We start from the raw sequence: 20,708 nt of genomic DNA, 5'->3' as shown, positions 1-20,708 counted from the left end.
CCGGGCCCGGGTGTCCGTGCCGTGCGCCAGAATGGGCGCATGAGTCTGTTCCGCGACGACGGCATCGTGCTGCGCACCCAGAAACTGGGTGAAGCGGACCGCATCATCACCCTCCTCACACGCGGTCACGGACGCGTACGCGCCGTGGCGCGCGGCGTGCGGCGCACCAAGTCGAAGTTCGGGGCCCGGCTCGAACCCTTCTCCCACGTCGACGTCCAGTTCTTCGCCCGGGGGAGCGAGCTGATCGGCCGCGGCCTGCCGCTCTGCACCCAGAGCGAGACCATCGCCCCGTACGGCGGCGGGATCGTCACCGACTACGCCCGCTACACCGCCGGCACGGCCATGCTGGAGACGGCCGAGCGGTTCACCGACCACGAGGGCGAGCCCGCCGTCCAGCAGTACCTGCTCCTCGTCGGCGGCCTGCGGACCCTCGCCCGGGGCGAGCACGCCCCCCACCTCATCCTGGACGCCTTCCTCCTCCGCTCCCTGGCCGTGAACGGCTACGCGCCGAGCTTCGACGACTGCGCCCGGTGCGGGCTCCCCGGCCCGAACCGCTTCTTCTCGGTCGCGGCGGGCGGAGTGGTCTGCGGCGACTGCCGGGTGCCCGGAAGCGTCGTACCCTCTGCGGAGGCCATCGGCCTGCTCAGCGCGCTGCTCACCGGCGACTGGGCGACGGCGGACGCGTGCGAGCCGCGTCACGTCAGGGAGGGCGGCGGCCTCGTCTCCGCCTACCTGCACTGGCACCTGGAGCGCGGCCTGCGCTCGCTGCGGTACGTAGAGAAGAGCTAGGAGACCCATCGCCATGGCCATCGCACGACGCGGAATCCTCGGGCGGCAGCGCCGGGAGTACAAGATTCCCGAGCCGCACCCCTCCGGTGCCCACCCGCCGAAGCTTCCGCCCGAGCTGGTGCCGAACCACGTGGCCTGCGTGATGGACGGGAACGGCCGCTGGGCCAAGGAGCGCGGCCTGCCCCGCACCGAGGGCCACAAGGTCGGCGAGGGCGTCGTCCTCGACGTGCTCAAGGGCTGCCTGGAGATGGGCGTCAAGAACCTCTCCCTCTACGCCTTCTCCACCGAGAACTGGAAGCGCTCGCCCGACGAGGTCCGCTTCCTCATGAACTTCAACCGGGACGTCATCCGCCGCCGCCGCGACGAGATGGACGAGCTGGGCATCCGCATCCGCTGGGTCGGCCGCATGCCCAAGATGTGGAAGTCGGTCGTCCAGGAGCTCCAGATCGCCCAGGAGCAGACCGTCGGCAACGACGCCATGACCCTCTACTTCTGCGTCAACTACGGCGGACGCGCCGAGATCGCGGACGCGGCGCAGGCCGTCGCCCGGGACGTGGCGGCCGGCCGTCTGGACCCGGCGAAGGTCAACGAGAAGACCTTCCAGAAGTACCTGTACTACCCGGACATGCCGGACGTGGACCTCTTCCTGCGCCCGAGCGGCGAGCAGCGCACGTCCAACTACCTGATCTGGCAGAGCAGCTACGCCGAGATGGTCTTCCAGGACGTGCTGTGGCCCGACTTCGACCGCCGCGACCTGTGGCGGGCCTGCGTCGAGTACGCCTCCCGCGACCGGCGCTTCGGCGGCGTCGACCCGGCCGACATGGCCGTCCTCGACAAGGCCTGACCGGACGCGCACGCGCGGGGGCCCGCGCCGGAACCGTCCGGCGCGGGCCCCCGCGGTCGCCGGGTCACTTCCCGGCGCACTCCGCGCACGTGCCGAAGATCTCCACGGTGTGCGCCACGTTCACGAAACCGTGCTCCGAGGCGATCGCCTCGGCCCACTGCTCCACCATCGGGCCCTCCACCTCCACGGCCTTGCCGCAGACGCGGCAGACCAGGTGGTGGTGGTGGTCGCCGGTCGAGCAGCGGCGGTAGACCGTCTCGCCGTCGCTGGTGCGCAGCGCGTCGACCTCGCCCGCGTCCGCGAGGGACTGGAGGGTGCGGTAGACGGTGGTGAGGCCGACCGAATCGCCGCGGTGCTTGAGCATGTCGTGCAGTTCCTGAGCGCTGCGGAACTCGTCCACCTCGTTCAGTGCCGCCGACACGGCGGCCCGCTGCTTGGTAGAGCGGCCGCGTACGGGGGGTCCTGCCGTCACCACGGGGGCCTCCTTGGATGCTTGTCTGCCCCCGTCATTCTGCCAGTCCCCCGTACGCCCCCGGGGCCGGTCGCGGTTCAGACCCTCACGTCGTCACCGGGGCGCCGGCTCGCCGGGACCGGCGCGTCGCAGGCCGCCGTCCCCTCCTCGGCCGCCCGGGCGCGCCGCTTCGCGAGCGGGGCGGCGAGCAGCGTGAGCAGGATGAAGACCCCGATCGCGTACAGCACGATCGTCGCGCCGGGCGGGGCCTCCACGTAGTACGTGGTGACCGTGCCGGAGAGGGCGACGACGACCCCGATGAGCACCGCGCCGGCGAACGTCGTGCGGAAGGAGCGGGACAGCTGCTGGGCGGCGGCGACCGGCACCACCATGAGCGCGCTCACCAGGAGCAGGCCCACGACCCGCATGGCGACCGTGACGGTCACCGCGGCCGTGACGGCGATCAGCAGGTTCAGGGCGCGCACCGGCAGGCCGGTGACCCGGGCGAACTCCTCGTCCTGGCTGACCGCGAAGAGCCGGCGGCGCAGACCGACCGTGACCAGGACCACGAAGGCGGCCAGGACCGAGATCGCGGTGATGTCCTCGGGCGAGACGGTGGTGAGCGAGCCGAAGAGGTACGAGGTGAGGTTGGCGTTGGAGCCCGTCGGCGAGAGGTTGATCAGCAGGACGCCGCCCGCCATGCCGCCGTAGAAGAGCAGCGCGAGCGCCAGGTCGCCGCGGGTCTTGCCGTACGCCCGGATCAGCTCCATCGCGACCGAGCCGGCGACGGCGACGAGGGTCGCCATCCAGACCGGGCTGGAGTTCAGCAGGAAGCCCAGGCCGACACCGGTCATGGCGACGTGACCGATGCCGTCGCCCATCAGGGCCTGGCGGCGCTGGACGAGGTAGACGCCGACGGAGGGGGCGGTGATGCCCACGAGGAGGGCGGCGATCAACGCCCTCTGCATGAAGGCGGGTTCGAGGAAGTCCATGGTCAGGTCAGCAGTCCCGTGCGGAGCGGCTCGCCGGCCGCGTGCGGATGTACGTGGTCGTGGCCGGGCAGGGCGTGCTGTCCGACGGCCTCGGGCGGCGGGCCGTCGTGGACGACGCAGCCGTCGCGCAGGACCACGGCCCGGTCGATCAGCGGCTCCAGGGGGCCCAGCTCGTGCAGGACGAGGAGGACGGAGGTGCCGCCCGCCACCTGCTCGCGCAGGGTCGCGGCCAGGACCTCCTGGCTGGCGAGGTCCACGCCCGCCATCGGCTCGTCCATGATCAGCAGTTCGGGCCCGGAGGCGAGCGCGCGGGCGATCAGGACCCGCTGGTGCTGGCCGCCGGAGAGGGCGCCCACCGGGTCCCCGGCGCGGTCGGCGAGGCCGACGAGGGCGATGGCCCGGTCGACGGCGGCCCGGTCCTCGCGGGAGAGCCGGCCGAACCTGCGGCGGGAGAGCCGGCCCGAGGTGACGACCTCGCGGACGGTCGCGGGGACACCGCTCGCGGCGGTGGTGCGCTGCGGCACGTATCCGACGCGGGCCCAGTCGCGGAACCGCTTCCGGTCGGTGCCGAACAGCTCGATCGTGCCGCCGGTCAGCGGCACCTGGCCGATGACGGAGCGGACGGCGGTCGACTTGCCGGAGCCGTTGGCGCCGAGCAGGGCGACGACCTCGCCGCGGCGGACGGTGAGGTCGACGCCCCGGAGGACGGGCCGGGCACCGAGGGCCGCCGTGGCTCCGCGGACGGAAATGACGGGTTCGACGGGTTCCTGGGCCATGGGCCGTACCTCCTGCTGTGCCGTGGTCACTTGGCGCCGAGGGCCTTCTTCAGCGCGGCGAGGTTGGATCGCATGACCTCGATGTAGTCAGCGCCCCGGGACTTGTCCGTGATTCCCTCCAGCGGGTCGAGGACGTCGGTCTTCAGACCGGTGTCGCCCGCGAGGGTCTTCGCCGTCCTGTCGCTCGCGAGGGTCTCGAAGAAGACGGTGGAGACCTTGTCCTTGGCCGCGACGGACTGGAGCTCCTTCATGCGGGCGGGGCTCGGCTCGGACTCGGGGTCGACGCCGGAGATGCCCTCCTGCTCCAGGTGGTACCGCTCGGCGAGGTAGCCGAAGGCGGAGTGGGTGGTGATGAAGGTGCGGGTGGCGGTGTTCTTCAGGCCCGTCTCGAACTCGGTGTGCAGGGCGCCGAGCTTCTTCACCAGGGCGTCGGTGTTCTTCGTGTAGTCGGCGGCGTGGTCCGGGTCCGCCTTCGCCAGTGCGGCGCCGACGCCCTTGGCGACCTCGGCGTACTTCACGGGGTCGAGCCAGATGTGCGGGTCGGAGTCGGCGCCGGAACCGTGGTCGTGGCCCTCTTCGCCGGCGTGCTCGTCGCCGTGCCCGTGGTCTTCCCCGCCGGCGTGCTCGTGGCCGGCCCCGGCTTCGGTTCCGTGCGCCTCGAGCTTCGTGAGGGTGGCGGCGTCGACCGTGTTCTTGACGCCGGCCTGGGCGATGGCGTCGTCGACGGCGGGCTGGATGCCCTTGAGGTAGAGGATGAGGTCGGCCTCGCCGAGCGCGCCGATCTGCTTCGGCTTCAGCTCCAGGTCGTGGGGTTCGACGCCGGGCTTGGTGAGCGTGTCGACGGCGACGTGGCCGCCGCCTATCTGCTCCGCCAGGTACTGCATGGGGTAGAACGACGCCACGACGTCCAGCTTGCCGTCGCTCCCCTTGCCGGCGGCGTCGGAGGTGCCGCAGGCGGAGAGGGAGACGAGGCCGAGGGCGACGGCTCCGGTGAGGGCGGTGGCGGGTATGAGGCGACGTACGTTCATGACACTCATTTTCAACAAAAATGGAAACGGTTGTCAATTGCCTTCCGTGTGGTCCGTCCCACGGAGACCCGGGAGGCCCCGCGCGCCCGCGAACCCCGAACCGATTTGATGCGGGGGGTACGGGCGCCGGTAACCTGTGGCATTCGCACTTCGTCGTCGTAATGAAGAGAGCACCGTGGCCGCCGACAAGATCGACACCATCGTCAGCCTGAGCAAGCGCCGTGGCTTCGTCTATCCCTGCAGCGAGATCTACGGCGGCCAGAAGGCCGCCTGGGACTACGGGCCGCTGGGTGTCGAACTCAAGGAGAACATCAAGCGCCAGTGGTGGCGTTACATGGTCACCGCGCGCGAGGACGTCGTCGGCATCGACTCGTCGGTCATCCTGGCCACCGAGGTCTGGGAGGCCTCCGGTCACGTCGCCACCTTCAGCGACCCGCTGACCGAGTGCACCTCCTGCCACAAGCGCTACCGCGCCGACCACCTGGAAGAGGCGTACGAGGAGAAGCACGGCCGCCTCCCCGAGAACGGCCTGACCGACCTCAACTGCCCGAACTGCGGCAACAAGGGCACCTTCACCGAGCCCAAGCAGTTCTCCGGCCTGCTCTCCACGCACCTCGGCCCGACCCAGGACACCGGCTCCGTCGCCTACCTGCGTCCCGAGACCGCCCAGGGCATCTTCACCAACTTCGCCCAGGTCCAGCAGACCTCGCGCAAGAAGCCCCCGTTCGGCATCGCCCAGATGGGCAAGTCCTTCCGGAACGAGATCACTCCGGGCAACTTCATCTTCCGCACCCGCGAGTTCGAGCAGATGGAGATGGAGTTCTTCGTCAAGCCGGGCGAGGACGAGCAGTGGCAGGAGTACTGGATGGAGCAGCGCTGGAACTGGTACACGTCGCTGGGTCTCCGCGAGGAGAACATGCGCTGGTTCGAGCACCCGCAGGAGAAGCTCTCCCACTACTCGAAGCGCACCGCCGACATCGAGTACCGCTTCCAGTTCGGCGGCAGCGAGTGGGGCGAGCTGGAGGGCGTCGCCAACCGCACCGACTACGACCTGAGCGCGCACTCCAAGGCCTCCGGCGCCAACCTGACCTACCTGGACCAGGAGACCGGCGAGCGCTGGACGCCGTACGTCATCGAGCCCGCCGCCGGTGTCGGCCGCACGATGCTGGCCTTCCTCCTCGACGCCTACGTCGAGGACGAGGCGCCGAACGCCAAGGGCGTCATGGAGAAGCGCACCGTCCTGCGCCTCGACCCGCGCCTGGCGCCGGTCAAGGTCGCGGTCCTGCCGCTCTCCCGCAACCCGCAGCTCTCCCCGAAGGCCAAGGGCCTCGCGGCCGACCTGCGGCAGAACTGGAACATCGAGTTCGACGACGCCGGCGCCATCGGCCGCCGCTACCGCCGCCAGGACGAGATCGGCACCCCGTTCTGCGTCACCGTCGACTTCGACACCCTCGAGGACAACGCGGTGACCGTGCGCGAGCGCGACACGATGAAGCAGGAGCGCGTCTCCCTCGACCAGATCCAGTCCTACCTGGGCAGCCGTCTCCTCGGCTGCTGATCTCCGCCCGTCCCACGGGAAGGCCCCCGGTTCCTCTCCAGGAACCGGGGGCCTTCCCGTCGTGGCGGCCCCGTCAGGCCGGGACCCGGGTGCCGCCGGCCGCCTCTTCGGCCGCCGCCTGACGGCGAGCCCCCTCGGCCGCCCGGCGCTTGCTGAACCACGCCGTCCAGAGGGCGAGCGCCCCGAGCACGCCGTAGATCGTCACCGGGCTGAGCACGACCATGACCGAGGTGTCCAGGACGTACGCCAGGACGACGCGGACCAGGGCCTCGGCCAGGTAGGCCACGCCCCAGACCAGCGTGATCGTGCGCATGGTGGAGCGGAAGCCGTCGAACTGCCAGAGCCCGTTCCACCAGGCCGTGGACTCCGGCGTGCCGTCGGTCGCGAACTTGCGCCCGAAGTAGAACATCAGCGGCCGGGGCGCGAGCAGGGTGCCCAGGCAGAGCAGCCCGAAGAGGCCGGTCACGCCCGAGTCCTTGATCAGCAGGGCGCGGGCGGTGTGCGCGCCGATCAGCGAGACCACGGCCGTGATCACCAGGAAGACGAGGGTGACGACGGCGAACTCGTCGAGCTTGCGCCGCCAGGCCACCATGAGGGCGCTGTCGAGCAGCGGCCAGACGCCGCTGACGAGCAGGGCGCCGAACTCGCTCCAGCCCCGGTCCCCGGTCAGGGCGTTGTACGTGAGGATCGGCGCGACGACGTTCAGTCCGATGGTCAGGAACCAGCCGATCGCCGCCGAGACCCCGGAGCGTGCCCGTGGTCCGGGCCTGCCGGCCGGGGCGGCGGTGGCCGTCCGCTCGTGCGCTGACATGGTTCCCCCTGTGAGTGGTGCTCGTGGTGCGGTGCTCGCCGCTGCGGCGCGGTCACGGCGCGGGGGAACGCTAGTCGGCGACCGGGTACGGAACGGGAAAGTCCGCTCAAAATGATCACCAAGTCGGGGGCGCGCGGCGCTCCCCGTACGAGGGCGGCGGGGTGGGAGCGGTGCGGGAAGAAATCGGGTGCCGGCGGGCCGCGGCGGGGGTAGCGTCCCCGGCATGTACGCGTTCTTCCAGATCTACGAGTGAGCGTCCGGCTCCGGCCGATCCGATCCGACCACCGCCCACCCCACTGACGGGAGAACCCCGTGGCGAAGAGCCGCAACAACCTCCTCGGCGTCGGTGGACAGCGCAAGAAGCTGTCCCGCACCGACCGGCAGGGCGCCGGCCAGGGCCGCGCCGCCGCCCGGCCCACGGCCGACGACCACAAGCAGGAGCTGCTGAGGAAGATGCGCGCACGCGCGCAGGGAACCGCGCGTGCCGAAGGCACCGCGAGCCCGGAGGGCACCGGCACCGGCGCCGCCCGGGAGTAAGGCGTTCCGCGACGGGGGCCGGGGCGTCCGCACGCCTCGGCCCCTCCGTTCGTCCCGTGCTCCCCGCTCTCCCGCCCCTCACGGCACCCTCCCGCCTCTCACTGCCCGCTCCCGTCCGGGGCTCCGGGGGTGCGCGCGTGCCGTGGAGATGTGAACTCCGACATGTCCGGACGACGCGGCCGACGTGCGGCCGCCGTCGTGCGCGACAATGGGCGGATGACCGCGTTCACCCCTCTCGCCATCGGGCCGCACATCGTGCAGCCCCCGGTGGTGCTCGCCCCGATGGCCGGCATCACCAACGCCCCCTTCCGCACCCTCTGCCGCGAGTACTCCGGCGGCAAGGGCCTGTTCGTGAGCGAGATGATCACGACGAGGGCGCTGGTCGAGCGCAACGAGAAGACGATGCAGCTCATCCGCTTCGACGAGACCGAGAAGCCGCGCTCGATCCAGCTCTACGGAGTGGACCCGGTGACGGTCGGCAAGGCCGTGCGGATGATCGTGGACGAGGACCTGGCCGACCACATCGACCTGAACTTCGGCTGCCCCGTCCCCAAGGTGACGCGCAAGGGCGGCGGCTCGGCCCTGCCCTACAAGCGGCCGCTGCTGCGGGCGATCCTGCACGAGGCCGTGACCAACGCGGGCGACCTGCCGGTGACGATGAAGATGCGCAAGGGCATCGACGACGACCACATCACCTTCCTGGACGCGGGCCGGATCGCGGTCGAGGAGGGCGTCACGGCGATCGCCCTGCACGGGCGGACGGCGGCCCAGCACTACGGCGGCACGGCCGACTGGGACGCCATCGCGCGCCTGAAGGAGCACGTGCCGGAGATCCCGGTCCTCGGCAACGGCGACATCTGGTCGGCCGACGACGCCCTGCGGATGATGCGCGAGACCGGCTGCGACGGCGTGGTCGTCGGGCGCGGCTGTCTGGGCCGCCCGTGGCTCTTCGGGGACCTGGTGGCGGGCTTCGAGGGCACCGGGGCCTACGCGCAGCCGGGTCTGCGGGAGGTCGCGGACGCGATGGTGCGCCATGCCCGGCTGCTCGGGGAGTGGCTCGGCGACGAGGCACGCGGTGTCATCGACTTCCGCAAGCACGTGGCCTGGTACCTCAAGGGCTTCGCGGTCGGTTCGGAGATGCGCAAGAAGCTGGCGGTCACCTCCTCTCTGGACGAGCTGCGCGCTCAGTTGAGCGAACTCGACCTGGACCAGCCGTGGCCGGTCGGCGCGGACGGTCCCCGGGGTCGTACGTCCGGAAACAACCGGGTCGTCCTGCCCGACGGCTGGTTGAAGGACCCCTACGACTGCTCCGGCGTGAGCGAGGACGCGGAGCTGGACACGTCCGGCGGCTGAGATCGAGCCTTTTCCGGGGAGTGATCCTCGCCACCCCTGAGGGGTGGCGCGCTCACATGAGCGTGCCGGGATCGACTGCACTGCCTGAAGGGTGGCACTGGGTGCCACCCTTTTTGTGTTCAGAAGTTGAACACATATGCTCATGCGGACGCTCATCTGAGCTTCGATCTTCCGTTTTGGACGGAGGAGCCTTCGGAGCCTGAAGGCGGAAGATACCCGTCAGTCACTTTCGAAGTGCTGGCGGACGAGTGGTTAAGACCATATGACCGCTAGGCGTACCTCCCTAGAAGCCTTCGATCTGGGTATGTTCCTCGCCGTCAGGGCAGCCAACCGAGACGCCGAGGAGTCGTGGCCCGTGTCGGAAAACAATGATCAGAAGTTCGTGTACGACTTCACCGAGGGCAACAGGGACCTGAAGGACCTCCTCGGCGGCAAGGGCGCGAACCTGGCCGAGATGACCAACCTCGGTCTGCCGGTCCCCCCCGGCTTCACGATCACCACCGAAGCGTGCAAGGTCTACCTCGAGAGCGGCTCCGAGCCGGTCGAGCTCCGCGACGAGGTGAGCGCCCACCTCGACGCCCTCGAGCGGAAGATGGGCAAGAAGCTCGGCCAGGCCGACGACCCGCTGCTCGTCTCCGTCCGCTCCGGCGCCAAGTTCTCCATGCCGGGCATGATGGACACCGTCCTCAACATCGGCCTCTCGGACGAGTCCGTCGTCGGCCTCGCGCGCCAGGCCGACAACGAGCGCTTCGCGTGGGACTCGTACCGCCGCCTCATCCAGATGTTCGGCAAGACCGTCCTCGACGTGGACGGCGAGCTCTTCGAGGACGCCCTCGACGAGGTCAAGGCCGCGAAGCGGGTCGCCAGCGACACCGAGCTCGACGCCGCCGACCTCAAGAAGGTCGTCGAGCGGTTCAAGGGGATCGTGAAGGCCGAGACCGGCCGCGACTTCCCGCAGGACCCGCGCGAGCAGATGGACCTCGCCATCGAGGCCGTCTTCAACTCCTGGAACACGGACCGCGCCAAGCTGTACCGCCGCCAGGAGCGCATCCCGCACGACCTCGGCACCGCCGTCAACGTCTGCTCGATGGTCTTCGGCAACCTCGGCCCGGACTCCGGCACCGGCGTCGCCTTCACCCGCGACCCCGCCTCCGGCCACCAGGGCGTCTACGGCGACTACCTCCAGAACGCGCAGGGCGAGGACGTCGTCGCCGGCATCCGCAACACGGTGCCGCTGGCCGACCTGGAGTCGATCGACAAGGCGTCGTACGACCGGCTCATGCACATCATGGAGACCCTGGAGACCCACTACAAGGATCTCTGCGACATCGAGTTCACCATCGAGCGCGGCCAGCTCTGGATGCTCCAGACCCGGGTCGGCAAGCGCACCGCCGGCGCCGCCTTCCGCATCGCCACCCAGCTCGTGGACCAGGGCCTGATCGACGAGGCCGAGGCGCTCCAGCGCGTCACCGGCGCCCAGCTCGCCCAGCTGATGTTCCCGAAGTTCGACGAGGACGCGAAGGTGGAGCAGATCGGGCGCGGCATCGCCGCCTCCCCGGGCGCCGCCGTCGGCAAGGCCGTCTTCGACTCGTACACGGCCGTCAAGTGGTCCCGCTCCGGCGAGAAGGTCATCCTGATCCGCCGCGAGACCAACCCGGACGACCTGGACGGCATGATCGCCGCCGAGGGCATCCTCACCTCCCGCGGCGGCAAGACCTCGCACGCCGCCGTCGTCGCCCGCGGCATGGGCAAGACCTGTGTCTGCGGCGCCGAGGAGCTGGAGGTCGACACCAAGCGCCGCCGCATGACCACCTCCGGCGGCCAGGTGGTCGAGGAGGGCGACGTCGTCTCCATCGACGGCTCCACCGGCAAGGTCTACCTCGGCGAGGTGCCCGTCGTGCCGTCCCCGGTCGTCGAGTACTTCGAGGGCCGGATGCACGCCGGCGCCGACGACGCCGACGAGCTGGTCGCCGCCGTCCACCGGATCATGGCCTACGCCGACCGCGTCCGCCGCCTGCGGGTCCGCGCCAACGCCGACAACGCCGAGGACGCCTCGCGCGCCCGCCGCTTCGGCGCCCAGGGCATCGGCCTGTGCCGCACCGAGCACATGTTCCTCGGCGAGCGCCGCCAGTACGTCGAGCGGCTGATCCTCGCGGACACGGACGCCGAGCGCGAGCAGGCCCTCGAAGCCCTGCTCCCGCTGCAGAAGCAGGACTTCGTGGAGCTCTTCGAGGCCATGGACGGGCTGCCCGTCACGGTCCGGCTGCTCGACCCGCCGCTGCACGAGTTCCTGCCCGACATCACCGAGCTGTCGGTCCGCGTCGCCCTCGCCGAGTCCCGCAAGGAGCCGCACGAGAACGACCTGCGCCTGCTCCAGGCCGTGCACCGGCTGCACGAGCAGAACCCGATGCTGGGCCTGCGCGGCGTCCGCCTCGGCCTGGTCATCCCCGGCCTGTTCACCATGCAGGTCCGGGCGATCGCGGAGGCCGCGGCCCAGCGGATCGACGCCAAGGGCGACCCGCGCGCCGAGATCATGATCCCGCTCGTCGGCACCGTCCAGGAGCTGGAGATCGTCCGCGAGGAGGCCGAGCAGGTCATCGCGGAGGTCCAGGCGCGGACCGGCGTGGAGCTGAGGCTCGCGCTCGGCACCATGATCGAGCTGCCGCGCGCCGCCGTGACCGCCGGCCAGATCGCGGAGGCCGCCGAGTTCTTCTCCTTCGGCACCAACGACCTGACGCAGACGGTGTGGGGCTTCTCCCGCGACGACGTGGAGGCCTCGTTCTTCACCGCGTACCTGGAGAAGGGCATCTTCGGCGTCAGTCCCTTCGAGACCATCGACAAGGACGGCGTGGGCGCCCTGGTGCGCAGCGCCGTCGAGGCCGGCCGGGCCACCCGCCCCGACATCAAGCTCGGCGTCTGCGGCGAGCACGGCGGCGACCCGGAGTCGGTGCACTTCTTCCACGAGGTGGGTCTCGACTACGTCTCCTGCTCGCCCTTCCGGATTCCGGTGGCGCGCCTGGAGGCGGGCCGCGCGGCGGCCGGGTCGAAGGGCAGCGACAGCCGCTGAGGCGGGATCCCCCGGCGGGACGCCCTCCCGCCGGGGGATCCCCGCCCGGCCGCGGGGCCACCGGACCCCGGGGCCGCCGCCGGTCAGCTCTCCCACCCTCACCGGCGGGCGGCGGTCCCGGAACCACGGGGACGGGACGGACGCCTTTGTGCGGAGGCGTCCGTCCCGTCGTCCTCCTCCCGCGCGGGGACCGCTCAATTCCGCCCGGCCGCGGGCCGGACGCGGGTTCGTGTCCAATTGGAGCGGATTGAATTATCGGGAATTGAACTTTTCTTTTTCCGTGCCGCAAAGAGCGGGACGGGAGCGGCCCCCGGATCCCCACCCGGGGGCCGCTCCCTTTACCGGTGCCGGGCAGGTGAGCCGTAACCCTCGCCGACCGCCGCCGGACGCGCGAAGCCCCCCACGGTCTTCGCCACGTCACCTCGGTCCTGAAGGTTTCCCGCCCGACCCGCACAGCTTTTCGGTTCCGCCCGGTTTGCCGCGATGCTTTTCAACTGTGGCTGAAACACCCTGGTAACGTGCAGTGATGCTGTGCATACTCGATGTCGGGGTGGTTGCGAGTGCACAGGTGGGGACGTCATGCTGCGGATTCATTTCACCGGAAACGACTTGGCGGGGGTGCGAACGGCCGCCCGGCCGGACGTTCTGTGGGAAACGATTCTGAGCTTTCACCGGTTAAGGGACCGGCGCGGGCCCGTCGTCTACGGGGAATGGCGCTCCGACGTACGGACGCGGCTCGGCGGTGAGACCCGCCTCCTCGCGGCCCTCGTTCCCAGCCGGGGCTATTTCCCCGACTTCCTGACGCCCGCGGAGGGCATCCACGGCCTCGACGAAGGCCTCCAGGCGATCCGCGCGACCGACCCCGGCCGGCTGCGCGGCGAACTCTCGCTGCTCGCCGCCGACCGCTCCGGCGCACGGACCGTGCCCCACTCGCTGCGCGCCCTCGCGGACGGGGGAGCGGAGCCCTTCGACCGGCTCGTGGGGGCGCTGCGCGGATACCACCGGGCCGTGGTCGAACCGTACTGGCCGCACATCCGGGCCCGCGTCGAGGCCGACCGGGCCCGCCGCGGCCGGGCCCTCCTGGACGGCGGGGCCGACGAACTCCTCGCCTCGCTGCCGCCGATGCTGCGCTGGCGCCCGCCCGTCCTGGAGGCCGACTACCCCGTGGACCGGGACGTCCACCTCGACGGGCGGGGACTGCTGCTCCAGCCCTCGTACTTCTGCCGGGGGACCCCCGTCGTCCTGCGCGACCCCGCGCTGCCGCCGGTCCTCGTCTACCCCGTCACCCACGGCGAGGCGCCGACCGTCCGCGCGCCGGGCGGCACCTCGCTCGCCAAGCTCGTCGGCCAGACCCGGTCCGCCGTGCTGCACGCCATCGGGGACGGCGGGACGACCAGCGAACTCGCCCGCCGCGCCGGAGTGTCGATGGCCTCGGCCAGCCAGCACGCCGGCGTCCTGCGCGAGGCCGGGCTCATCGCGACCCTGCGCCACGGCAACGCGGTCCTGCACACCCTGACGCCGCTGGGCGCCGCCCTCCTCGGCGGCGCCCAGCAGAAGGTGGACCTGCGCTGTTACGCGCGGAACGGGCCGGTCACCTCGTAGGTGACGCCGCCCGAGGAGCTGCCGCTCGTGCCCCGCTGGCTGGAGAAGTACAGCCGCCTGCCGTCGGGGGAGAAGGCCGGACCGGTGATCTCCGAGCCCGACTGGCCGTTGACCCGCAGGAACGGCGCGACCACGTCGTCCGGGGTGATGACGCAGATCTCCATGGTGCCGCCGTCCTCGGCGACGAACAGGTCTCCGGAGGAGGAGCCGGTGACGTTGTCGACGCCGGTCAGCGGGGCGCCGCCGGAGACCAGCGAGTCGTCGTAGGCCAGCTCGTACGTCCCGGCGGCGAGGTTGACCTGCCAGACCCGGTTGTCGCCCTTGGTGGTGAACCAGACCGTGTCGTTCGCGTAGTAGCAGCCCTCGCCGCCGTTGAAGCGCTTGGCGCCGGAGACCTGGTTCCGCGTGGCGGTCGGAGAGCCGTCCGGGTCCGGCACGTTCTGCCAGGTGAAGGTGCCGGAGGCGGCGGTGGACGCCTTGAACACCTGGAGGGTGCCGGAGGAGAGGTCGCCCCAGGTGGTGGGCAGGAAGCGGTAGAAACAGCCGTCCGACTCGTCCTCGGTCAGGTACACCGCCCGGCGGACCGGGTCGGCGGCGGCCGCCTCGTGCTTGAAGCGGCCCATCGCGTCCCGGCGGTGGGCGGTGCCGCCCCACGGATCCGACTCGTAGACGTAGCCGAGGGACACCTCCTCGCAGGACAGCCAGGTCTTCCACGGGGTGGCGCCGCCCGCGCAGTTCTGCCGGGTGCCGGAGAGGATGCGGTACGCGCCGGTGATCGTGCCCGCCGCGTCGAACCTGACCGCGCTCGCGCCGCCGCCCGGGTTGATCTCCGAGTTCGAGACGTAGATCCAGCCGGTGCCGTCGGCGAAGCAGGCGCCGCCGTCGGGCGCGTTGTGCCAGGTGTACGAGGTGCCGGCGACCGTCTGCCCGGACCGGGCGATCACCCGGCTGGTGAATCCGGCCGGCAGCTGGATGCCGTTCGCGTCCGCCGGGCCGAGCGCCCCGTAGGGGCCGGCGCCGGGCTGGGCGGGGGCGGCGAAGGCCGCGCCGTGCCAGAGGCTGCCGCCGAAGGCGGCGACCGAGGTGCCGAGGACCGCTCCACGCAGGAAACCGCGTCGCTCCACGTCTCACTCCCGAGAAGGATGGTGAACCGCCCCGCGCCGGTCGGCGGCGGGGTCGCGCCTTCCGGACCATAGGAGTACGGAATTGACGGGGCGTCAACGAGCGGTGAAGGGGAGGCGGCGGACCCGAGGAGGCTTCCGCCGGTGCGGACGCGCCCGCCGGGGCCCCGGCGCCGGGAAGCGGGTGCCGGGTGCCGGGTGCTGGGTGCCGGAGAGGCGGGAGGGGAGGGCGGAGGGAGCGGACGGGAGGCGGAGGGTGCGGGGGGCGAAGGGCGCGGGAGGGAGGCGGAAGGCGCGGGCGGGAAGGCGGGAGGCGGGGCCCCTGAGGTGCCGGGAGCCGGGGCGCCGGGACCTTCGGCACTGGAGAAGGGTCGCCGGGACCTTCGGCACTGGAGAAGGGCACGGAGGGAGGGGAGACTGGAGAGATGCGTGCCACCCGGGACATCAGCGACCGCGCCGACCTCGACGTACTGCTGCGCCGCTTCTACACCGCGGCCTTCGCCGACCCGCTCATCGGGCCCTTCTTCACCGAGGTCGCCGGTACGGACCTGGAGGCCCACCTGCCGAGGATCGCCGACTTCTGGGAGCGCGCCCTCTTCCGCACCGCCGGCTACGGGCGGGACGCCTTCGCCCCGCACGCCGCGGTCCACTCCGCGCGGCCCCTCACCGCCGCCCACTTCGGCCGCTGGGTGCAGCTCTGGCACGCCTCCGTCGACGGCCTCCACCGGGGACCCCGGGCCGACCGGGCCAAGGCGCAGGGGGAACGGATCGCCCTCGCGCTGCTGCGGCGGCTCGCCGGGCCCGGCGCCCCCACCGGGGGAACGGGCGGCGGGTTCGTGCCGCTGGCGGCGCTCGAACTGCGGACCGCGGACCGCGGCCCGGGCGGCCCCCGGGACGGGCACGGGATTTCTTCCCGGGAAGCGATGAGTTCCGGGCGCGGCCCCCGTCCTACCTCCTGAGAACGCCGGAACGCACAGGGCGGACCGGCCGACCCGAGGAGAGAACGCCATGGCCCCGCAGATGATCTTCGTGAACCTTCCCGTGAAGGACCTGGGCGCCAGCAGGGCGTTCTTCGAGAAGCTCGGCTACTCCTTCAACCCGAAGTTCAGCGACGACACCGCCGCCTGCCTCGTCATCAGCGACACGATCTTCGCGATGCTGCTCACCGAGGAGAAGTTCAGGGACTTCACCGCCCCCGGCAAGGAGATCTCCGACGCCACGAAGGCCACCGAGGTGCTGATCACGCTGAGCGCCGAGAGCCGCGAGAAGGCCGACGAGCTGGCCGACGCGGCCCTCGCCGCGGGCGCCACCCCGGCGAAGGAGCCGATGGACATGGGCTTCATGTACGGGCGCTCCTTCACCGACCTGGACGGCCACCACTGGGAGATCTTCTGGATGGACCCGGCCGCCGCCCAGGGCTGAGCCGGCCCCGCGCCGGACCGGAACGCCGCCGCCGGGCCCCGGGCCCGGGCGGCGGCGCCGGCCGCGGCGGGCCCCCGGCCCCTCCCGGACCCCGGCCCCTCCCGGACCCCGGCCCCTCCCGGACCCCGGCCCCTCCCGGACCCCGGCCCCTCCCGGCCCCGGCCCCCTACGAGAAGGACCGGACCGTCCGGACCGGGTACACCGCCACCGCGACCTCCTCGTCGTCCAGGCAGCGGCCCGTCTCCAGGTCGAACCGCTGCTTCAGGAGCGGCGAGGCCACGAACGGCCGCCCGCCCGCCGAGCCGACGAGCCCCCGGGAGAGCACCTGCGCCCCCGTGAACGGGTCGCGGTTGTCGATCGCGTACGTCCGCCCCGACCGGTCCCGGAAGAGCGCCGCCTGCCGGCCGTCCGGCAGCAGCGCGGCCACGCCGCGACCGGGGGTCAGCCGGGACTCCTCGCAGACGGGCATCCAGGAGGCGGGGGACGGGGAGAGTTCGAGCGTCGTCATCGGGAGGAAACCCCTTCCAGGGTGAGAAACGTGAGGTCCGGCTTGATCTGGTCGCGCTCCGGCACGAACCGGACCGACGGGTCCGGTGCCTCCGGGGCGTTCACGAAGGAGACGAAGCGCCGCAGCCGCTCCGGGTCGTCGAGGGTCTGCGCCCACTCGTCCCGGTAGTCCGCCACGTGCGCCGCCATCAGCGCCTCCAGCTCGTCGCAGAGCCCGAGCGAGTCGCGCACCACCACGTCCCTGAGGTGGTCGAGCCCGCCCTCCAGGCGCTCCAGCCAGGCCGACGTCCGCTCAAGGCGGTCCGCCGTCCGGATGTAGAACATCAGGAACCGGTCGATCAGCCGCACCAGCTCGGCGTCCGACAGGTCCTGGGCGAGGAGGTCGGCGTGGCGCGGGGTCGCGCCGCCGTTCCCGCCGACGTACAGGTTCCAGCCGCCGGCCGTGGCGATGACCCCGAAGTCCTTCGACTGGGCCTCGGCGCACTCGCGCGCGCAGCCCGACACCGCCGACTTCAGCTTGTGGGGGGCGCGCAGGCCCCGGTAGCGCAGTTCGAGCCGGATCGCCATCCGCACCGAGTCCTGGACGCCGTAGCGGCACCAGGTCTGCCCGACGCAGGACTTCACCGTGCGCAGCGACTTGCCGTACGCGTGCCCCGACTCGAAGCCCGCGTCCACCAGCCGGGACCAGATCGCCGGGAGCTGGTCCACCCGGGCGCCGAAGAGGTCGATCCGCTGGCCGCCGGTGATCTTCGTGTAGAGCCCGAAGTCCCGGGCGACCTCGCCGATCACGATCAGCTTGTCGGGGGTGATCTCCCCTCCGGGGATGCGCGGCACCACCGAATAGGAGCCGTTGCGCTGCAGGTTGGCGAGGAAGTGGTCGTTGGTGTCCTGGAGGGCCGCCTGCTCGCCGTCCAGGATGTAGCCGCCCAGACCGATCGCCGGCGCGAGCGAGGCCAGGATCGAGCCGACCGCCGGCTTGCAGACCTCGCACCCCTCGCCGCCCCGCGCCTCCGGCCGCCCGTGCGAGTCGAGCAGCGCGGCGAACGAGGTCACGCGCAGGGTGCGGGCGATCTCGTAGAGCTCGCTCCTGCCGTACGCGAAGCAGCCGCAGAGCCCTTCGTCGGCGGGGGCCGGCAGCAGCTTCTCGATCGTCTTCACGCAGCCGCCGCAGCCCGTGCCGGCCTTGGTGCACCTCTTCACCTCGGCGAGGGACGAGCACTGGCCGATCGCGTGCTTCGTGACGTTGTGGCACGAACAGATCACCGCGTCGTCCGGGAGCGCCGAGGGCCCGAGCGCCACCGGCGCGCCCGTGCCCGCCGGGAGGACCAACTGCTCGGGGGAGAGCGGCGGAACGGTGCCCGTGAGGGGCCTCAGCACGCCGTAGGAGTCGGCGTCTCCGACCAGGACGCCGCCGAGCAGCACCCCCTCGCCGTCCACCACCAGCTTCTTGTAGACGCCCGAACGGGAGTCGGAGTACACGACGTCGAGGCTGCCCTCGGCGGTGCCGTGCGCGTCGCCGAACGAGGCCACGTCCACGCCGAGCAGCTTCAGCTTGGTCGACAGGTCGGCGCCGGTGAAGCCCCGGTCCTCCTCCTCCGCGAGGACCGCCGCCGCCGTCTGCGCCATCTCGTACCCCGGCGCCACCAGGCCGTAGACCCGCCCGTCGGCGGCGAGCGCGCACTCCCCGATCGCGAAGACCGCCGGGTCCGAGGTCCGGCACCACTCGTCCACGGCGATGCCGCCGCGCTCGCCCACGGCGAGCCCGCAGTCCCGGGCGAGTTGGTCCCGGGGCCGCACCCCGGCCGAGAAGACCACCATGTCCACGGCCAGTTCGGAACCGTCCGACAGCCTCATGCCCGTCACGGCGCCGTCCGCCGTCACGACCTCCTGCGTGCCCGTCCCCGTGTGGACGGTCAGCCCCATCCGCTCGATCGTGCGCAGCAGGGCCGCGCCGCCGCCCTCGTCCACCTGCACCGGCATCAGGCGCGGCGCGAACTCCACCACGTGGGTGTCGAGCCCGAGCCCCTTGAGCGCGCCCGCCGCCTCCAGGCCGAGGAGCCCGCCGCCGACCACCGCGCCGGTCGTCGCCGTCCCCGCGTACTCCTCGATGGCCAGCAGGTCCTCGATCGTGCGGTAGACGAAGCAGCCCCGGGCGTCCTTGCCGGGCACCGGCGGGACGAAGGGGTACGACCCGGTGGCGAGGACCAGGGTGTCGTACGCGAAGACCCGCCCGGAGCGGGCGGTGACCGTCCGGGCCTCCCGGTCCACCGACTCGGCCGGGTCGCCCACGTACAGCTCGATGCCGTGCCTCTCCAGGAAGCCCTCCCCGACCACCGACAGGTCGTCGGGGGTCCTGCCGGAGAAGTACGAGGTCAGCTGCACGCGGTCGTAGGCCGGACGCGGCTCCTCGCAGAGGACCACGATCCGGGACCGTTCGGTGACGCCGCGTTCGGCGAGCGCCTCCAGGAACCGCTGGCCGACCATTCCGTGGCCGACCAGGACGATCGTCGGGGTGCGCGCGGCCGTGCGGGCACGCGTACGGGCGTCGGTGTCAGCGCTCATGTCAGGAGCCTCCGTCGTGGGTGAGCAGATGGAGCAGGGGGGCCGCGGGGAGGGCTTCGTCGCCCTCCCAGGCCCGCGCGAGCGCGCCGACCGCCGCGAGGTCGTTGAGGAGGACGCCGCCGACGAGGCGGTCTCCCCGGACGACGACCTTGCGGTAGGCGTTGCGGGTGGCGTCGGTGAGCTGGACGGTGTCGTCGCCCGGCCGGGCGGTCACCTCGCCGAACGCGGCCAGGTCGAGCGGGCGCGGGCCGGCGAGGGTCAGGCGGGTCAGGGCGCGGGTGCCGGTGTAGGCGGCCGGGGGAGGGGGCGCGGAGGTCTCGGCCCCCGCCGCCCCCGTCCCCGGGAGTTCCCGCTCCAGGACCTCCACCAGCGCGTCCGCCTGTTCGAGGGCCGGACCCGCCAGGCCGTACACCCGGCCCCCGTGCTCCGCGCAGTCGCCCACCGCGTGGACGTACGGGTCGGAGGTGCGCAGTTCGTCGTCGACCACGATCCCGGTGGCGACGGCGAGGCCCGCCTCCCGGGCCAGGGCCACCCGGGGGCGGACCCCGCAGGCCAGGACCACCACCCGGGCGTCGAGGACGAAGCCGTCGGCGAGCTCGACGGCCGTCACCGCGCCGTCCCGCTGCCGCAGGCCGCTCACCCGGCACTCGGTGTGCACCTCGGCCCCGAGGGACTCGACGTGCTCGCGCAGCAGGGCCGAGGCCGGGGCGTCGAGCTGCCGTTCCATCAGGCGCTCGCCCTGCTGCGCCAGGACCACGTCCGCGCCGAGCTCCGCGAGCGCCCGTGCGGCCGACACGCCGAGCAGCCCGCCGCCGACGACCACCGCCCGCGCCCCGGGCCGCACCGCCGCGCGGAGCGCCAGACAGTCGTCGAGCGTGCGGAAGGAGTGCACGCCCCGGGGGAGCGCGCCCCCGCGCAGTCCGCGCAGCGGCGGCAGCACCGGGTTGGAGCCCGTCGCCAGGACGAGCCGGTCGTAGCCCACGACCGAACCGTCCGCGCACTCCACCGTCCGCGCCGCCCGGTCGATCCGCACCGCCCGCACCCCGAGCCGCGCCGGCTCCCGGGGTCCGGGCAGCGTGATCACCTCGGGGGCGTACCGGCCGGCGAGGACGTCCGCGAGCAGCACCCTGTTGTACGGGGCGTGCGGTTCCTCGCCGACGAGGGTGACCGGCAGTCGCCGGGCGAGCCGGGCACCCGCCGGTCCGCCCCCGATCACCACGATGCGTGTACTCATGACGGGAAGCGTGCGCGGCCGGTGTTACCCGGCGGCATCCCGGCTGTTTCCCGT

General features: G+C 72.2%; 18 protein-coding genes. 9 read left to right on the top strand and 9 right to left on the bottom strand.

Annotated elements, in window-relative coordinates; all coding sequences use genetic code 11:
• Positions 1–39 precede the first annotated feature (39 nt).
• Complete coding sequence (recO, locus tag ACZ3IL_RS07265) at positions 40–789, top strand: DNA repair protein RecO (RefSeq protein ID WP_388694740.1); 750 nt, start codon at positions 40–42, stop codon at positions 787–789.
• A gap of 19 nt (positions 790–808) precedes the next feature.
• Positions 809–1,633: an isoprenyl transferase gene (locus tag ACZ3IL_RS07260; protein ID WP_467388189.1), complete on the top strand. Its 825-nt coding sequence runs from the start codon at positions 809–811 to the stop codon at positions 1,631–1,633.
• A 64-nt stretch (positions 1,634–1,697) separates the two neighbouring features.
• Here the strand turns inward: ACZ3IL_RS07260 and ACZ3IL_RS07255 are convergent, their stop codons facing one another.
• The 4 genes from ACZ3IL_RS07255 to ACZ3IL_RS07240 all read right to left on the bottom strand — a co-directional run bounded on the left by ACZ3IL_RS07255 (position 1,698) and on the right by ACZ3IL_RS07240 (position 4,880).
• Positions 1,698–2,108: a Fur family transcriptional regulator gene (locus ACZ3IL_RS07255; protein ID WP_467387507.1), complete on the bottom strand. Its 411-nt coding sequence runs from the start codon at positions 2,106–2,108 to the stop codon at positions 1,698–1,700.
• A 74-nt stretch (positions 2,109–2,182) separates the two neighbouring features.
• On the bottom strand, positions 2,183–3,076 hold the full coding sequence (locus tag ACZ3IL_RS07250; RefSeq protein WP_467387505.1) for a metal ABC transporter permease: 894 nt from the start codon (positions 3,074–3,076) through the stop codon (positions 2,183–2,185).
• 2 nt (positions 3,077–3,078) lie between these two features.
• The gene (locus ACZ3IL_RS07245; RefSeq protein WP_467387503.1) at positions 3,079–3,852 is read right to left on the bottom strand and encodes a metal ABC transporter ATP-binding protein; all 774 of its coding nucleotides are present in this window, start codon (positions 3,850–3,852) and stop codon (positions 3,079–3,081) included.
• A 26-nt stretch (positions 3,853–3,878) separates the two neighbouring features.
• Positions 3,879–4,880, bottom strand: a complete 1,002-nt coding sequence (locus ACZ3IL_RS07240; protein ID WP_467387501.1) for a metal ABC transporter substrate-binding protein — start codon at positions 4,878–4,880, stop codon at positions 3,879–3,881.
• Positions 4,881–5,055: 175 nt separating this feature from the next.
• Between ACZ3IL_RS07240 and ACZ3IL_RS07235 the strand changes: the two genes are divergently transcribed.
• Complete coding sequence (locus ACZ3IL_RS07235) at positions 5,056–6,438, top strand: glycine--tRNA ligase (RefSeq protein ID WP_388694729.1); 1,383 nt, start codon at positions 5,056–5,058, stop codon at positions 6,436–6,438.
• Positions 6,439–6,511: 73 nt separating this feature from the next.
• Here ACZ3IL_RS07235 and ACZ3IL_RS07230 read toward each other — a convergent pair whose 3' ends face one another.
• A complete protein-coding gene (locus tag ACZ3IL_RS07230; protein ID WP_467387498.1) occupies positions 6,512–7,249 on the bottom strand; it encodes a VC0807 family protein in 738 nt (245 codons plus the stop codon).
• Positions 7,250–7,561: 312 nt separating this feature from the next.
• Between ACZ3IL_RS07230 and ACZ3IL_RS07225 the strand changes: the two genes are divergently transcribed.
• The 4 genes from ACZ3IL_RS07225 to ACZ3IL_RS07210 all read left to right on the top strand — a co-directional run bounded on the left by ACZ3IL_RS07225 (position 7,562) and on the right by ACZ3IL_RS07210 (position 13,808).
• On the top strand, positions 7,562–7,786 hold the full coding sequence (locus ACZ3IL_RS07225; protein WP_467387496.1) for a DUF6243 family protein: 225 nt from the start codon (positions 7,562–7,564) through the stop codon (positions 7,784–7,786).
• Between the two features lie 216 nt (positions 7,787–8,002).
• Positions 8,003–9,139, top strand: a complete 1,137-nt coding sequence (gene dusB, locus ACZ3IL_RS07220; protein ID WP_467387494.1) for a tRNA dihydrouridine synthase DusB — start codon at positions 8,003–8,005, stop codon at positions 9,137–9,139.
• Positions 9,140–9,494: 355 nt separating this feature from the next.
• The gene (gene ppdK, locus ACZ3IL_RS07215) at positions 9,495–12,206 is read left to right on the top strand and encodes a pyruvate, phosphate dikinase (RefSeq protein WP_467387492.1); all 2,712 of its coding nucleotides are present in this window, start codon (positions 9,495–9,497) and stop codon (positions 12,204–12,206) included.
• Between the two features lie 579 nt (positions 12,207–12,785).
• A complete protein-coding gene (locus ACZ3IL_RS07210; protein WP_467387490.1) occupies positions 12,786–13,808 on the top strand; it encodes an ArsR/SmtB family transcription factor in 1,023 nt (340 codons plus the stop codon).
• On the opposite strand, the gene ACZ3IL_RS07205 is transcribed toward ACZ3IL_RS07210, so the two are convergent.
• The gene (locus ACZ3IL_RS07205) at positions 13,778–14,932 is read right to left on the bottom strand and encodes an alkaline phosphatase PhoX (RefSeq protein WP_467387488.1); all 1,155 of its coding nucleotides are present in this window, start codon (positions 14,930–14,932) and stop codon (positions 13,778–13,780) included. The two genes, ACZ3IL_RS07210 and ACZ3IL_RS07205, sit on opposite strands and share 31 nt — an antisense overlap.
• 422 nt (positions 14,933–15,354) lie before the next feature.
• On the opposite strand from ACZ3IL_RS07205, the gene ACZ3IL_RS07200 reads away from it, so the two are divergent.
• The gene (locus tag ACZ3IL_RS07200; RefSeq protein WP_467387486.1) at positions 15,355–15,888 is read left to right on the top strand and encodes a group III truncated hemoglobin; all 534 of its coding nucleotides are present in this window, start codon (positions 15,355–15,357) and stop codon (positions 15,886–15,888) included.
• Positions 15,889–15,937: 49 nt separating this feature from the next.
• On the top strand, positions 15,938–16,351 hold the full coding sequence (locus ACZ3IL_RS07195; RefSeq protein ID WP_467387484.1) for a VOC family protein: 414 nt from the start codon (positions 15,938–15,940) through the stop codon (positions 16,349–16,351).
• Between the two features lie 166 nt (positions 16,352–16,517).
• Here the strand turns inward: ACZ3IL_RS07195 and nirD are convergent, their stop codons facing one another.
• Genes nirD through ACZ3IL_RS07180 form a run of 3 tightly spaced genes read right to left on the bottom strand, consistent with a single transcriptional unit; the run spans position 16,518 to position 20,654 of the window.
• On the bottom strand, positions 16,518–16,859 hold the full coding sequence (nirD, locus tag ACZ3IL_RS07190; protein ID WP_467387482.1) for a nitrite reductase small subunit NirD: 342 nt from the start codon (positions 16,857–16,859) through the stop codon (positions 16,518–16,520).
• Positions 16,856–19,420: a nitrite reductase large subunit NirB gene (nirB, locus tag ACZ3IL_RS07185; RefSeq protein WP_467387480.1), complete on the bottom strand. Its 2,565-nt coding sequence runs from the start codon at positions 19,418–19,420 to the stop codon at positions 16,856–16,858. Before nirB ends, nirD begins: the two co-directional genes overlap by 4 nt.
• A gap of 1 nt (position 19,421) precedes the next feature.
• On the bottom strand, positions 19,422–20,654 hold the full coding sequence (locus ACZ3IL_RS07180) for an NAD(P)/FAD-dependent oxidoreductase (protein WP_467387478.1): 1,233 nt from the start codon (positions 20,652–20,654) through the stop codon (positions 19,422–19,424).
• Between the last annotated feature and the right edge of the window lie 54 nt (positions 20,655–20,708).

This window comes from Streptomyces sp. NPDC014907 (assembly GCF_055562975.1).
Note: the sequence above shows the minus strand (reverse complement) of the source record. Positions and strands in the feature narration are given on the sequence as shown.

Coding starts and splice junctions, on each gene's coding strand:
- ACZ3IL_RS07200 (WP_467387486.1), top strand. CDS start 15,355: ATGCGTGCCACCCGGGACATCAGCGACCGCGCCGACCTCGACGTACTG.
- ACZ3IL_RS07195 (WP_467387484.1), top strand. CDS start 15,938: ATGGCCCCGCAGATGATCTTCGTGAACCTTCCCGTGAAGGACCTGGGC.
- ACZ3IL_RS07250 (WP_467387505.1), bottom strand. CDS start 3,076: ATGGACTTCCTCGAACCCGCCTTCATGCAGAGGGCGTTGATCGCCGCC.
- dusB (WP_467387494.1), top strand. CDS start 8,003: ATGACCGCGTTCACCCCTCTCGCCATCGGGCCGCACATCGTGCAGCCC.
- ACZ3IL_RS07210 (WP_467387490.1), top strand. CDS start 12,786: ATGCTGCGGATTCATTTCACCGGAAACGACTTGGCGGGGGTGCGAACG.
- nirD (WP_467387482.1), bottom strand. CDS start 16,859: ATGACGACGCTCGAACTCTCCCCGTCCCCCGCCTCCTGGATGCCCGTC.
- ACZ3IL_RS07245 (WP_467387503.1), bottom strand. CDS start 3,852: ATGGCCCAGGAACCCGTCGAACCCGTCATTTCCGTCCGCGGAGCCACG.
- ACZ3IL_RS07230 (WP_467387498.1), bottom strand. CDS start 7,249: ATGTCAGCGCACGAGCGGACGGCCACCGCCGCCCCGGCCGGCAGGCCC.
- ACZ3IL_RS07180 (WP_467387478.1), bottom strand. CDS start 20,654: ATGAGTACACGCATCGTGGTGATCGGGGGCGGACCGGCGGGTGCCCGG.
- nirB (WP_467387480.1), bottom strand. CDS start 19,420: ATGAGCGCTGACACCGACGCCCGTACGCGTGCCCGCACGGCCGCGCGC.
- recO (WP_388694740.1), top strand. CDS start 40: ATGAGTCTGTTCCGCGACGACGGCATCGTGCTGCGCACCCAGAAACTG.
- ACZ3IL_RS07240 (WP_467387501.1), bottom strand. CDS start 4,880: ATGAACGTACGTCGCCTCATACCCGCCACCGCCCTCACCGGAGCCGTC.